Source organism: Maricaulis sp. (assembly GCF_048270095.1).
GTDB lineage: Bacteria > Pseudomonadota > Alphaproteobacteria > Caulobacterales > Maricaulaceae > Maricaulis.
Window position 1 is genome coordinate 1 of record NZ_JBLWTL010000011.1, and the last position, 14672, is coordinate 14672.

The window sequence follows — 14672 nt, forward strand, 5'->3', positions numbered from 1 at the left end:
CGGCGGCCGGGGTTGGCGAGATGACGCGCCGGGCAGTTTGCGAGGTGCTGGCCCAGCCGGCGCCGCTGGTGCTGGACGCCGATGCACTGAGCTCATTCGAGGACGAGCCGCAGGGCTTGTTTGAACGGCTGCAGCCGATCGATGTGATCACGCCTCACGCCGGTGAGTTCGAGCGTCTGTTCCCCGGCCTGCTCAGGGCATCCCACAACCGGATCGACGCGGTGCTCGAGGCGGCGCGGCGGGCCGGCTGCGTCGTTCTGCTCAAGGGCGCTGATACAGTGATCGCCGCACCGGGGCGTGACGTGGTCATCAACCGCCATGCCAGCCCCGCGCTCGCCACGGCGGGGAGTGGTGATGTCCTTGCGGGCCTGATTGGTGGCCTGATGGCGCAGTCGGTTGGGGCCTTCGATGCCGCTTGCGCTGCGGCCTGGTTGCATGGTGATGCGGGGCTGCGCCTGGGCACTGGCCTTACCGCCGAAGACATCCCCGGCATGTTGCCGCACGTCCTGCAGGCATTTTCCGCCCGGAGCGCCCAGGCGCTGGCGCTCAAGCGTCTCAGTGCGAAAGACTGATAATACAGGTTGCGGGCTTGGCGCGGGCGGCGGCTCAGGTCATGTTCGCTCCACGCCCTCAGGAAGGTTGTCCCATGTCGTCAGATAAGCCCTATAGCGCCGATAGTCAGCTCGATATCGATGCCTTGCTGTTTCACAACAAGCCAACGCCGGGCAAGCTGGCAATTGCCGCGACCAAGCCGATGTCCACCCAGCGCGATCTGGCACTGGCTTACTCGCCAGGCGTGGCGGCACCGGTGCGGGCCATCGCGGCTGATCCTGATGCGGTTTACGATTACACGTCCAAGGGCAATATGGTCGCTGTCGTCTCCAACGGCACCGCCATTCTCGGCCTCGGCAATCTGGGCCCGCGGGCCTCGAAACCGGTCATGGAAGGCAAGGCGATCCTGTTCAAGCGCTTCGCCGATATCGACGCCGTCGACATCGAGATCGACTATACCGACCCGGAAGAATTCATCGCCTGTGTTCGCGGTTTTGGTGACACTTTTGGCGGCATCAACCTGGAAGATATCAAATCGCCGGAATGCTTCGACATCGAACGCCGCCTGCGCGAAATGCTCGATATCCCGGTCTTTCATGATGACCAGCACGGCACGGCGATTATCGCTACGGCCGGCCTGATCAATGCCTGCGACATCACCGGACGCAAGCTTGAGGACACCAAGGTTGTCCTGTGCGGTGCCGGGGCGGCCGGGCTCTCGGTGCTGGAGCTGATCGAGTCGATCGGCGTGCGTCCGGAAAACACCATCGTGGTTGATATCGACGGTGTGGTTTATGAGGGTCGCGAAGGCTTGCATGAGCGCCTCGCCAAGCACGCGGTCAAGACCGAGGCCCGCACCCTGGCCGAAGCGGCGGTGGGCGCCGATGTCCTGCTCGGCCTGTCGGCGGCCGGCGTTTTCACGAAGGAAATTATCGCCAGTCTGGCACCGAATCCGATTGTCTTTGCGATGGCCAATCCAACTCCGGAAATCACTCCGGAAGCGGTCAAATCCGTGCGCGATGATGTCATCATGGCGACGGGCCGCTCCGACTATCCCAACCAGGTCAATAATGTCCTCGGCTTCCCCTATATCTTCCGCGGTGCACTCGATGTGCGGGCCCGCACCATCAATGAGGAGATGAAGATCGCCGCGGCCCGGGCGCTGGCGGCGCTGGCGCGTGAGGATGTCCCCGACGAGGTCGCCGTCGCCTATAAGGGTGAGCGGCTGCAATACGGGCGTGATTACATCATCCCGTCGCCCTTTGATCCGCGCCTGATCTCATGGGTCCCGCCCTTCGTGGCCAAGGCTGCGGTCGACAGCGGTGTCGCCCGGCTGCCTTTCGCGGAAGGCGTCAATTACACCCACACCCTGGCGCGCCGGCTCGACCCGACCGCGGCGTTGCAACAACGTGTTGCCGCCTCGATCCGCGCTGAGGAGAAGACGATTGTCTTTGCTGAAGGCGAGGAACCATCGGTGATCCGGGCCGCCCATGCCTTCCAGTCCCAGGGGCTGGGCAAGGCGATCCTGGTGGCGCGCGAGAATGTCGCGCTCGCCAATATGCGCGAACTCGGGATTCCGACCGACACGCTGGAAATCTGCAATGCCCGCCTGTCGGAGCACAATTCGGACTATGCCGATTTCCTGTATGGCCGCCTGCAGCGCAAGGGCTATCTGCGCCGCGACGTGCAACGCCTGGTCAATAATGACCGCAATGTCTTCTCGGCCTGCATGCTGAAAATGGGGCAGGCTGACGGCATGGTCACCGGCGTGACGCGCCACTCGAATGTGGTGATGCGAGACGTCAAGCTGGCGCTGGAACCGGTAGAGGGCGGGCGCGCCGTGGGTGTGGCTGCCGCCGTCTCGCGCGGCCGGACCCTGATCATTGGCGATATTTCCGTCACCGAATTTCCCGACGCCCAGGCGCTGGCCGAGATCGCGATCGCGACAGCCAATGCCGCGCGCCGTTTCGGGCTGACACCGCATCTCGCTTTCCTGTCCTATTCCAGCTTCGGCAATCCGCCGGGCGAACGCTCGGAAAAGATGCAGCACGCGGTGCGCATTCTCGACGAGCTTGGCGTGGATTTCGAATATGAGGGTGAGCTGGCGGCTGACATTGCGCTCGATCCCGATCATCACGAACTTTACCCTTTCTCGCGGCTGAGCGAGCCGGCCAATGTCCTCATCATGCCGGCGGTCCACTCCGCCTCGATCGCGGTGCGCCTGTTGAAGGCGGCCGGTGGGGCGACGGTGATCGGTCCGATGCTGGTCGGGCTTGAGAAACCCGTTCAGATAGCCCGGCTCGGGGCGTCGGTGACGGATATCGTCAACCTGGCGAGCATCGCCGCCTACGACCTCAACAAACCCACCGCATAGCTGCCATTCACGGGGAAGTGACGTCAGCCGGGTGCAGACTCCTCTGACAATCTCTATCTAACATCGCCTGCGCGTTGATAAGGATGCACCATGGCCGGACGGACAGCACACGACATGACTGAGGGGCCGGTTTTCGGCCATGTGCTGCGCATGATCGTGCCGATGAGTTTCGGTATTCTCGCCATGATGCTGGTGGGGATTGTCGATACCTATTGGGTCGGCACCCTCGGCACCGCGCAACAGGCGGCGGTGCAGATGAGCTTTCCCGTCACCATGCTGGTGATGAGTGTCTCGATCGGGCTCGGAGCCGGTGCCGTGTCGGCCGTTTCGCGGGCTGCCGGGCGCAAGGATGCCGGGTCGATTCCGCGCATCGCCACCGATGCGATGACGCTGTCACTCCTCTCGGTCGGCGCGGTGTCGGCGTTGGGCATTGTTTTTGTTGAACCCATCTTCCGTGCCCTCGGCGCCAGTGCGACCATGTTGCCGCATGTGGTCGACTACATGACCGTCTGGTTCGGCGGAATCGTGCTGATTGTCGGCCCGATGGTTGCGAGCAATATCCTGCGCGCGCTGGGGAATGCGATTATTCCCAGCCTGATGATGGTCGCGGCAGCCATTTTCAATCTGATCCTCGATCCGATCTTCATACTCGATGATGTGTTTGGCCTGTTTCCCGGTCTTGGCTGGGGGGTCTCTGGCGCCGCACTCGCGACCGTGGCGGCCAATGCGCTCACCTTTGCGATGGTCGGCTGGTATCTCGTGTTCAAGGAAAAGCTGATCGATTTCGGCTGGAGCGATCTGGGCGAGGTCTGGCACCATTGGGGCGAGATCGCCCGGGTTGGCTTGCCGGCCAGTATTTCCAACGTGTTCAATCCGATTGCCATGACGGTCGCGATGAGCGGCCTGGCCATGGCGCGTTTCGGCGATGCCGCCGTCGCTGCACTCGGGGTTGCAGCGCGCGTCGAGGCCTTTGCCATCGTGCCACTATTCGCACTATCGGCCTGTATCGGGGCCGTGACGGGTCAGAATGGCGGCGGCGCGCGGCTCGACCGGGTGCGCGAAGCTTTCCGGTCCAGCTTCCTGTTCTGCATAGGTTGGAGCCTGACCATCGCCGTCGTGCTCTGGCTATCTGCTGACCTGCTCGCTGCCGCCTTCCTGCCGAGCGAGGCCGGCCAGGCGACGGCAGCCTTCTACTGGCGCATCGTGCCGCTGACGATAGCGGGCTATGGCATCACGATTGCCGCCAGCGCTGGCTTCAACGGTCTTGGGCGTCCCGGATATGGAATGGCGATCACCGCCGGGCGCGCGCTTGGTTTGATGGTGCCGGGTGTCCTGATCGGCGCGATCTGGCTCGATGCCCCGCAGGGTGTGATCTGGGGCGTGGCCTTTGCCAATATCCTGTCGGGCTGCCTTGCCGGTCTGTATGTGCTGACGCGCGCACCGATGACGGCCAAGCATGGCAAGGCACGCAAAATGGCGGTCTCGCCCGTGGTCGTCCCTGAAGAGGCGCCCTAGCGCCTGACCAGGACGCCGGCCAGTTCCGGCTTGCCCTTCAAAGACGGGTGCGGCCAGGCAATGAACGCATCATCATCGGGCCAGATCCAGCGCTCCTCCGGGAAGAGCTGATGCATGGCGGGCAGGGCGCAGCCATAAGGCGGCCCTCCAGCCACGTCTTTTTGCATGAAGAGGGCGAGCAAATGCCCGCCGGGCTTCAGCCAGTCGCACAGGGCGCGTTCGTAATCCACGCGCAGGCGCGGCGGGATGGCGCACAGGAAGGTCTGCTCATAAACCCGGTCATAAGGCGTGTCGGGGCGGTGGGCGAGGACATCACCCTCCAGGAGGGTTGCGTCATGCCCGGCTTTGTCGAGCTGCCGGCGCTGGAAGTCGATGGCCGTGGGCGACAGGTCGGCGCCCGTGACGTCGAGCCCATGCGCCGCGAGAAACCCAAGTTCCGGTGAGCGGCCGCAGCCGGGAATGATAACCCGCGCGCCAGGTTGCAACTCACCGGCCTCGACCCAGGCCAGCATGGCCGGGTGAAGGCCGGCACGCTCCCAAGGCGTATCATCGGCAGCAAAGCGGGTTTCCCAGTCAAAAGCGGAGCGTTCTTCATCCATCCGGCGTCTCCTCACGGGCCGCCCCCCGGGCGGTCTGATCAGCAAATGCCTAGCTAGGACCAGGGACGAGGCTGGTGCAAGCGGCGCTTCAGCCGGTTTGGCGCTGGTCGGCATCCATCTCTGTGTGCGGGTGGAGTTGAACCACGTCCGGCGCAGCGCTGGCCGGGTTTGACTGCCGGGTGTCACGAATAGTGGAGATCAGGATCTTGGCGCCATTGTGTGCGACCGGGGTGATGATGGCATCGTGGATCTCGAACCGGTGCGGATCGGAGAATTGCAGGATCATCGGAAACCGCAGCGGTTCATCGAGGCGGAGCCTGAAATTGCGCGCGTAGGATTCGATGTTTGTGGCACTCCACAAACGTTCCGCGTGAGCATTTCGGCTGAGGAGTTCGCCGGTTCCCGTGGTCATCACAACCGCATCGCTGCAGGAATCGAAATATTGGCGGTAGAGCGCGTGCATTTCCTGCAATTGGCCCTGATGCAGACGTGCGGCACTGGCGCGCTCAAGCGTACGGACGATCACCGATCCGAGGGTCTGGAAATTCTCCAGCGATTTGACCAGTGCGTCCTCGCCGCCCGAGGCGAATGTGCGGCCGACGATTTCCGCATTGTCAGACCCGGACAGGATGATGAGCGGCACCGGACTCACACGGTGCAGCGCGGCGATATCATTTTCCATCGTCGTCGCATCGGGCAGACCCAGATCGAGCAGGATGATGTCGAAGGCGGTTTCGCCCAGCGCGGCCCGGCCATCGGCCAGGGATTTTACGCGGTGAAGCTTGACCGGACCGGGATAGGTGTTGCGCAGGAAATGCTCGATCAGCAATGCATCGCAATTGAGGTCCTCGATGTGGAGGACATGGATCGGGACCGAACCCGGTGCAGCCGCCTCGATTGGCTTGGTTGTCTTTGTCATTCGTGCGGACCCCACAGCAGAAGATTCGCCTCTATCACACGGAATGTGTGGTTAATTTTGTCTTGCCTTGCAGGCGTGGCGAGGCGGTTTCGAGACGGTTTCGGCGCGACGCCGCCGTGCCGCTCGTGGGCAGGCCCGCCAGGGCAGGGCATCTGGCCCGCAGCGCGTGGCGACCATGGCGAAGCATATATTATGCAGCCGGGCCCTGAGCCGGTGAACTGTCTGGTGGCAGTGGGTCGATATTGACGATCGCGTGGTGTGGGATAGATAGAGCGCTGAGGTGAGGAACCTCATGCGGATGTGGCGGAACTGGTAGACGCGCTTGGTTTAGGTCCAAGTGTCGCAAGACGTGGGGGTTCGAGTCCCTCCATCCGCACCAGCCTTCGCTCGCTGCGCGAGCTTCGGCTGGGCAGGCCCAACACCAAAACGAGCGAAGGCTGTCCCGCCATAGCCTTCGGCGAAGGCGGGCTTGCTCGGACGTTTCGCCTGCTTTCACCACTTCCTCGCAGCGCGAGCTTCGGCTGGGCAGGCCCAACATTAAAACGAGCGAAGGCTGTCCCGCCATAGCCTTCGGCGAAGGCGGACTTGCTCGGACGTTTCGCCTGCTTTCATCACACCCTCGCTGCGCGAGCTTCGGCTGGGCAGGCCCAACACTAAAACGAGCGAAGGCGGACTGACGCCGGCCGTATTCCGGTCTTCGCCCGGCGCTCGCTGCGCGGGCACGGGCTGGACAGTCCAACATCCAGAACGGCAGTGTTGCGCGCCCGGACGTCCGAACCGCGCCGCAATTCCGTGTTTTTTGGGGCCGATTGGCCCTTCCAGCACACATCCGCACCGGCAAGCCGCTTCGCAGCGTTGCGCACCGTGAATCGGCGTGACATAACGCGCGCTCGAATTTGACTGCGGATTTGTCCGCCTCCACAGCAATGCCAGGGCCAACCCATGAACGTCACCGAGAAAGCCGCTGAAGGCTTGAGCCGCACCTATGAGATCGTCTTTGCTGCAGACGACCTGCAAGCTCGCCTGGACGCGAAAATCCAGGAGATCCGTCCTGAAGTCCGCCTGAAGGGCTTCCGCCCGGGCAAGGTGCCGACCAGCCATATCCGCCGCATGTTCGGCGAATCAATCATGGGCGACCTGCTCAATGAACTCGTCCCGGCCACCACCCAGCAGACCCTGGACGAGCGCAAGCTTCGCCCGGCCTCGCAGCCGGAAGTGAATGTTGTCAGCGATGCCAAGGCCGTTACATCGGGCCAGTCGGATTTCGTGTTCGAGATCAGCCTGGAAATCATGCCTGATTTCGAGCCAGCCGATCCGTCGAAGGTCAAGATCGAGCGTCCGGTGATCGAGGTTTCCGATGCGGAAGTCGACGAAGCGCTGGTCAAGCTGGCTGATGAGAGCCGCGAATTCGCTCCCAAGAAGGGCAAGGCTGCCAAGGCCGAGAATGGCGATATCGTCGTGATCGATTTTGTCGGCAAGATTGACGGCGTCGCCTTTGAAGGCGGTTCCGCCGAAGATAATCGTGTCGGTCTGGGCGATGGCGCCTTCATTCCCGGCTTTGAAGAACAGCTTGTCGGCTCCAAGACCGGCGAAGAGCGGACCGTTACCGTGACCTTCCCGGCCGAATACCAGGCCAAGCACCTGGCCGGCAAAGAGGCTGTCTTCGACGTCACCGTGAAGGCTGTTGAAGCGCCCCAGGAGTCCAAGATTGACGACGAGTTGGCCAAGCGTCTCGGCCTGTCCGATCTCGATGGTCTCAAAGACGCGCTGAAGAAGCGGTTCGCCGGCGAACATGCTGCGCAATCGCGCCTGAAGGTGAAGCGCGTCGTGCTCGACCAGCTCGACGAAGCGCATGATTTCGATCTGCCTCCGAAAATGGTCGAAGCCGAATTCGAGAATATCTGGCGTGAAGTTGCCCATGCGATCGAACACGGTCACCTGGAAGACGACGACAAGGAAAAGAGCGAAGACGAGTTGAAAGCCGAATATCGCGGCATCGCCGAGCGCCGTGTGCGTCTGGGTCTGGTGCTGGCCGAGATCGGCAATCGCAACAAGCTCGACGTCACCCAGGAAGAACTCTCCCGCGCGATCAACCAGGAAGCCATGCGCTATCCCGGTCAGGAGCGTCAGGTCGTTGAGTTCTACCAGAAAAACCCGGGCGCTGTCGCCCAGGTCCGCGCCCCTATCTATGAGGAAAAAGTCGTCGACTACATCCTCGAGCTCGCCGACGTCACCGATGTGCCGGTGACCAAGGAAGCGCTCTACGCGGACGATGAAGAAGTGGCGGCTGCCAAGCCCGCCAAGAAGAAAACTGCGGCGAAGAAGCCTGCGGCCAAGAAGAAGCCTGCGGCCAAAGCGGATGCGAAAGCGGAAGCCAAGCCTGCAGCAAAGAAAGCGGCGGCCAAGCCAGCTGCCAAGAAGAAGCCGGCTGCAAAGAAGAAAGACGCCTGATCAAATCGGGTCTCATGACGTAAAGAGCGCCGGTGCGGTTCCGCCCCGGCGCTTTTTTTTACCCGGCGCATCGCACCTCTCTCTGCAGCCTGCGGCTTGCGCGTATCGGCAACGCCCGCAATAGTTCACCCTCGCGCGTGACGAGAATCGTCCCTAAATAATTCAGGGCAACGGCCCAAGGAGCTTGATATGCATAATCCCGAGGATGTGATGATGAATCTGGTTCCGATGGTGGTGGAGCAGACCAGCCGGGGCGAGCGCGCCTTCGACATCTACTCCCGCCTGCTCAAGGAGCGGATTATCTTCATCACGGGTCCGATCGAGGATCACATGGCCAGCCTGATCGTGGCCCAGCTTCTCTTCCTCGAATCCGAGCACCCGAAAAAAGAGATTTCGATCTATATCAATTCACCTGGCGGCGTCGTCTCGGCCGGCCTGGCGATCTATGACACAATGCAATATATCCGCAGCCCGGTTTCGACGATGTGTATGGGTATGGCCGCCTCGATGGGCTCGCTTCTGCTCACCGCCGGCCATCCGGAAATGCGTTATGCGACACCGAATGCCCGCATCATGGTGCACCAGCCATCGGGCGGCTTCCGTGGCCAGGCGTCGGATATCGAGCGCCATGCAGCGGATATCCAGAAAATCAAACGCCGCCTGAACGAAATTTACGTGAAACACACCGGTCGCACTTATGATGAGATCGAACAGGCGCTCGACCGCGACAATTTCATGTCTGCGGATGAGGGCAAGGAGTTTGGCCTGGTTGATCATGTTTATGCCAAGCGGATCGACCCGGACAATCCGGAGAGCTGATTGTGATCCCGGTCTGCGGGGTGGCTTGAAGCATACTGTAGCGATATGGTCGAATTAGCAGAGGCGGAAACCTTTCGCTAAAGTTCGGCCTTGATGTTGCAGGACCGAACAAATTGCGGGTATCGAATAGAGGCCCGGGCTTGAAATGGAGCGGACATGAGTAAGACCACAGGCGGCGACGCCGAGTCCAAGAACACGCTGTACTGCTCCTTCTGCGGCAAGAGCCAGCATGAGGTGCGCAAGCTGATCGCAGGACCGACGGTCTTTATCTGCGATGAGTGCGTGGAACTCTGCATGGATATCATCCGTGAAGAGAACAAGTCATCGCTGGTCAAATCCAAGGAGGGCGTTCCGCCACCCCAGGAGATCTTTGATGTCCTCAATGATTATGTGATCGGCCAGTCGCATGCCAAGCGCGTGCTCGCGGTCGCGGTCCATAATCACTACAAGCGCCTCAATCACGCCAGCCAGAATTCCGATGTCGAACTGGCCAAATCGAACATCCTGCTGATCGGCCCGACCGGTTGCGGCAAGACCCTGCTGGCCCAGACGCTGGCGCGCATTCTTGACGTGCCCTTCACCATGGCCGATGCGACGACCCTGACCGAAGCCGGCTATGTCGGTGAGGATGTCGAGAATATCGTCCTGAAACTGCTTCAGTCCGCCGACTACAATGTCGAGCGGGCCCAGCGCGGCATCGTCTATATCGATGAAATCGACAAGATTTCGCGCAAGTCCGACAATCCATCCATCACCCGTGACGTATCGGGTGAAGGCGTGCAGCAGGCCTTGCTGAAAATTATGGAAGGCACGGTTGCCTCCGTGCCGCCGCAGGGCGGGCGCAAACATCCGCAGCAGGAATTCCTGCAGGTCGACACGACGAATATCCTGTTCGTGGTCGGCGGGGCCTTCTCCGGTCTCGACAAGGTTATCTCCCAGCGCGGTCAGGGCTCCTCGATCGGCTTTGGTGCCGATGTGCGCGAACCCGATGTCCGCCGCACCGGCGATATCCTGCGCATGGTCGAGCCTGATGATTTGCTGCGCTTTGGCCTGATCCCGGAATTCGTCGGGCGTCTGCCGGTGATTGCGACCCTGGAAGACCTCGATGAGGACGCCCTGGTGCAGATCCTGACCGAGCCGAAGAACGCGCTGGTGAAGCAGTATCAGCGCCTGTTCGACATGGAAGGCGTCGGCCTGACCTTCACAGAGGACGCGCTCAAGCAGATCGCCAAGCGCGCCATTCTGCGCAAGACCGGGGCCCGCGGCCTGCGGTCGATCATGGAAGGCATTCTGCTTGAGACGATGTTCGACCTGCCATCCATGGATGGCGTCGAGGAAATCGTCGTCAATGCCGAAGTCGTCGAGGGCAATGCGAAGCCATTGCTGATCTATGCTGAACGCAAAGACGATAAGCGCACGGGTGCTTGACGTAGCCGCCTCGCATCGCCACCTGTTGGCGTAAGAGGCGGCCACCCGGCTGCCACTAGTTTTCACCCGTCGGCGTCCGGCCGAAACGAGTCATGATAACCCGTCAAGTCTCGACGCGCCGGCAAACGGGTGCGCATGGAGCATACATGTCCACAATCAAGACACTTCCCCTTCTGCCGTTGCGCGACATTGTCGTGTTCCCGCACATGATCGTTCCGCTCTTTGTTGGCCGCGAAAAATCGGTCAAGGCGCTGGAAGAAGTCATGCGCGCCGACAAGCAGATCCTGCTGGCGACCCAGCGCACGGCCGGCGATGACGAACCGGCCAATGCGGCGATCCACACCACCGGCGTAATCGCCTCGGTTCTGCAATTGCTCAAACTGCCCGACGGTACCGTGAAAGTGCTGGTCGAGGGCGGCGTGCGCGTCGAAATTACCGGCTATACCGATACCGAAGACTTCTACGAGGCGACCTGCGAACCGGTCGTCGAGGAGAGCGGTGACCCGTCCGAGCTGGAAGCGCTGATGCGCACCGTGGCCGCCAAGTTCGACGATTACGTCAAGCTGAACAAGAAAGTGCCGCCCGAGGCGCTCGCCTCGCTGGCCCAGATCAGCGATCCGGCCAAGCTGTCGGATTCGATTGCCGCGCATCTGGCGGTCAAGATCGAGGAGAAACAGGCGCTGCTGGGACAGCCCGATGCCGCCGCCCGTCTCGAGCGGATCCTCGGCCTGATGGAAGGTGAGATCGGGGTTCTGCAGGTCGAAAAGAAAATCCGTAGCCGTGTCAAACGGCAGATGGAAAAGACCCAGCGCGAATATTATCTCAACGAGCAGATGAAGGCGATCCAGCGCGAGCTGGGTGAGGGCGATGACAGCCGTGAAGAGCTTGCCGAGCTGGAAGACCGTCTCGCTGAAGCCAAGCTGTCGAAAGAGGCGCGCACCAAGGCGGATGCCGAGTTCAAGAAGCTGCGCCAGATGAGCCCGATGTCGGCGGAAGCCACTGTCGTGCGCAATTATCTCGACTGGATCATTGCGTTGCCCTGGGGCAAGCGCAAGCGTCTGAAAAATGATCTGACGCGTGCCGAGGACGTGCTCGAAGCCGATCATTATGGCCTGGAAAAGGTCAAGGAACGCATTCTCGAACATCTCGCCGTGCAGGCGCGCACCCGGAAAATGCGCGGCCCCATCCTGTGCCTCGTCGGGCCTCCGGGCGTCGGCAAGACCTCGCTGGGCCGCTCGATCGCCAAGGCGACGGGCCGTGATTTCGTGCGCATGTCGTTGGGCGGCGTGCGTGACGAAGCCGAGATCCGTGGCCACCGCCGCACCTATATTGGCTCCATGCCGGGCCGGATCATCCAGTCGATGAAGAAGATCAAGTCGAGCAATCCGCTCTTCCTGCTCGACGAGATCGACAAGCTCGGTGCCGACTATCGCGGCGACCCGTCTGCGGCCCTGCTTGAAGTGCTCGATCCGGAACAGAATGCGACGTTCAACGATCATTATCTGGAGGTCGATTACGACCTCTCCGACATCATGTTCGTGACGACGGCCAATACGCTCAACCTGCCGCAACCGCTTCTCGACCGGATGGAAGTCATCCGCATCGCCGGTTACACCGAAGATGAAAAGCTCGAGATCGCCAAACGGCACCTGATCCCCAAGCAGATGGTCAATCACGCCCTGACGCCGAGCGACTGGTCGGTGAGCGATAATGCCGTGCGCGACCTGATCCGCTATTACGCCCAGGAAGCCGGCGTGCGCAGCCTCGAACGGGAGATTGCCAATCTCGCCCGTAAATCTGTACGCCGCCTGCAAGGTGGCAAGGCGGAACGGGTTGATATCACGGTGGATAATCTCGGCGAATTTGCCGGTGTCCGCAAATATCGTTTTGGTGAATCCGAGCGCGAGGACCGTGTGGGCCTCGTCACCGGCCTGGCCTGGACGGAAGCGGGCGGCGATCTGTTGCAGATCGAAGCGGTCAAGATGCCGGGTCGCGGCAAGATGACCGTCACCGGCAATCTGCGCGATGTGATGAAGGAATCGATCTCGGCGGCGAATTCATTCGTGCAGTCGCGGGCGCCGTCCATGGGCATCCGGCCAACCGTATTCCGCACGACGGATATCCATGTTCACGTCCCGGAAGGCGCCACGCCGAAGGACGGTCCGTCGGCGGGTATCGGCATGATGACGGCGATAGTTTCCGTCCTGACGGGAATTCCCGTACGCAAGGATCTGGCGATGACGGGTGAAATCACCCTGCGTGGCCATGTCCTGCCAATCGGCGGTCTGAAAGAGAAGTTGCTGGCAGCCCTTCGCGGCGGCGTGAAAACCGTTTTGATCCCCAAGGAAAACGAGAAAGATCTCGTTGAAATTCCGGACAATGTGAAAGTCGGGCTGGAAATCATCGCGGTCGAAACCGCTGATGAAGTCCTGGCTCGCGCCTTGGCCGCACCGGTCGAACCGGTCGAGTGGACCGAGTCCGATGCGGCGGCCCTGGCGGGCATGGCCAATCCGGGAACGGATGGTTCAGAGGCGCAGCTCGCACACTAACTTGCCACCGGCTCACACCGGAGTGGAATTGAAAGGCCGGGATTAATCATCCCGGCCTTTTTTCTGCAATAAACTTGCGTGAATGCGGCGCTGCGGCATTGACGGCGACGGGGCGGGGACGCACAATCATCTCATGACTTGTACTACGCTCTATTTTGCCGGCTATTTTAGCAACGCAACCCGTTCGGGGGCGGTGGCCGGCTAGCGCGCGCGACAAGCAGCGAGTTTCCAGGGCCTCCCCCAAAAGGGGAGGCCTTTTTCGTTTTGAGAGAAGGCCAGGACATGTCTGAACAAGTTTCACGCGATGAAATCCGCTCATCGATCACGCAGATCGACCGGGAGCTGGTCGATGCGATCGCACGGCGCACAGCCCTGGTTGAGGCGATCGTCGACGAGAAAGTTCGCTCCGGCCTGCCGGTGCGTGATCGCGAGCGGGAACAGGTGGTCCTCCGCGAGGCCGTCGAACGGGGCAAGGCCCAGGGCGTGCCGCAGGAATTGGTTGAGCAGGTCTTTCATGCCCTGTTCGATAACTCGATCCAGCTTCAGCGCACCCGTTTCGACTCCATGCGAGATGCCGATCTCAACGAGGCCAGCGTCGCCTATCTGGGCGGTCCGGGCAGCTATAGCCATATCGCGGCCCAGAAAATCTTCGCCCGGCGCAATGCCAATGTCGTGCCGTCGCCCAAGCGCGATTTCGTTTCGATCTTCCGTGCCGTCGAGACCGGCGAGGTCGATTATGGCGTCGTGCCGATCGAGAATACGACGACCGGTTCGATCAATGAGGTGTTCGACATCCTGCTCGAAGGCCGCACCCGGATCGCCGGTGAATTCATGCTCAGGGTCGATCATTGCCTGATCGGCAAGGCGTCCGGCAGTGGCCGCATCACCCGGGTTTTCGGTCATCCGCAAGCGCTGGCGCAATCGCGCCGCTATCTGGCCGGTCATCCGGAAATCGAGACCCATATGTCGTCCAGCACGACGCGGGCGCTCGAACGCCTGCTGGAAGAGGATGATACTGCGGCGGCCATCGGCGGCGAGGATGCCGCCAAACTGTTCGGCTTTGATATTCTTGCCCATGCGGTCGGCGATCACGAGCAGAACATCACGCGCTTCATCGTCCTGGCGCGTGACAGCAAGCTCCCGGCGCGCGGGGTCGAGTGCAAGACCTCGATGATGTTCACCACCCGCGACGACCCCGGTGCCCTGGTCGATGCCCTGACAGGGTTTCGCGACAATGGCATCAATCTGGTGAAGCTGGAATCCCGCCCGATCGCGGGCAATCCGTGGGAAGAAATGTTCATCATGGATGTCGAGGCGCATCTGGACGATCCCAAATTACGCGACAGCCTCACGACACTGGAGGCCCATACGCGGGAGATCAAGATGCTGGGTTGCTATGCCGCCGACCGTATTGATCGCGTCAGGGTGGATTGAACAAGCGGGCCTGCAGTCAAAAGGCTGCAGGC

The 14672-nt window shown here is 61.5% G+C and carries 10 protein-coding genes and 1 tRNA gene; 9 read left to right on the forward strand and 2 right to left on the reverse strand.

Going from position 1 to position 14672, the window contains the following annotated elements:
- From ACN0YJ_RS08085 to ACN0YJ_RS08095, 3 genes are all read left to right on the forward strand, one after another.
- A partial coding sequence (locus ACN0YJ_RS08085; RefSeq protein WP_417495885.1) for an NAD(P)H-hydrate dehydratase occupies positions 1–572 on the forward strand: 572 nt, incomplete at its 5' end.
- Positions 573–646: 74 nt separating this feature from the next.
- On the forward strand, positions 647–2926 hold the full coding sequence (locus ACN0YJ_RS08090; protein ID WP_417475915.1) for an NADP-dependent malic enzyme: 2280 nt from the start codon (positions 647–649) through the stop codon (positions 2924–2926).
- Between the two features lie 90 nt (positions 2927–3016).
- Complete coding sequence (locus tag ACN0YJ_RS08095; protein ID WP_417495886.1) at positions 3017–4441, forward strand: MATE family efflux transporter; 1425 nt, start codon at positions 3017–3019, stop codon at positions 4439–4441.
- Here ACN0YJ_RS08095 and ACN0YJ_RS08100 read toward each other — a convergent pair.
- Both ACN0YJ_RS08100 and ACN0YJ_RS08105 read right to left on the reverse strand, forming a co-directional pair.
- Entirely contained in the window at positions 4438–5040 is a 603-nt protein-coding gene (locus tag ACN0YJ_RS08100) for a methyltransferase domain-containing protein (RefSeq protein WP_417495887.1), read from the reverse strand. The genes ACN0YJ_RS08095 and ACN0YJ_RS08100 overlap by 4 nt on opposite strands.
- 88 nt (positions 5041–5128) lie before the next feature.
- The gene (locus ACN0YJ_RS08105) at positions 5129–5959 is read right to left on the reverse strand and encodes a response regulator (RefSeq protein ID WP_417495888.1); all 831 of its coding nucleotides are present in this window, start codon (positions 5957–5959) and stop codon (positions 5129–5131) included.
- A gap of 294 nt (positions 5960–6253) precedes the next feature.
- On the opposite strand from ACN0YJ_RS08105, the gene ACN0YJ_RS08110 reads away from it, so the two are divergent.
- From ACN0YJ_RS08110 to pheA, 6 genes are all read left to right on the forward strand, one after another.
- Positions 6254–6338, forward strand: a tRNA-Leu gene (locus tag ACN0YJ_RS08110).
- Positions 6339–6901: 563 nt separating this feature from the next.
- Entirely contained in the window at positions 6902–8410 is a 1509-nt protein-coding gene (tig, locus tag ACN0YJ_RS08115; RefSeq protein WP_417495889.1) for a trigger factor, read from the forward strand.
- 189 nt (positions 8411–8599) lie between these two features.
- Positions 8600–9229 (forward strand): ATP-dependent Clp protease proteolytic subunit, encoded by a 630-nt coding sequence (locus ACN0YJ_RS08120; protein ID WP_091771889.1) that lies wholly within the window; start codon positions 8600–8602, stop codon positions 9227–9229.
- A 156-nt stretch (positions 9230–9385) separates the two neighbouring features.
- Positions 9386–10657: an ATP-dependent Clp protease ATP-binding subunit ClpX gene (gene clpX, locus ACN0YJ_RS08125; RefSeq protein WP_091771890.1), complete on the forward strand. Its 1272-nt coding sequence runs from the start codon at positions 9386–9388 to the stop codon at positions 10655–10657.
- Between the two features lie 146 nt (positions 10658–10803).
- The gene (gene lon / locus ACN0YJ_RS08130; protein ID WP_417495890.1) at positions 10804–13206 is read left to right on the forward strand and encodes an endopeptidase La; all 2403 of its coding nucleotides are present in this window, start codon (positions 10804–10806) and stop codon (positions 13204–13206) included.
- A gap of 282 nt (positions 13207–13488) precedes the next feature.
- Entirely contained in the window at positions 13489–14640 is a 1152-nt protein-coding gene (gene pheA / locus ACN0YJ_RS08135) for a prephenate dehydratase (RefSeq protein ID WP_417475928.1), read from the forward strand.
- Positions 14641–14672 lie beyond the last annotated feature (32 nt).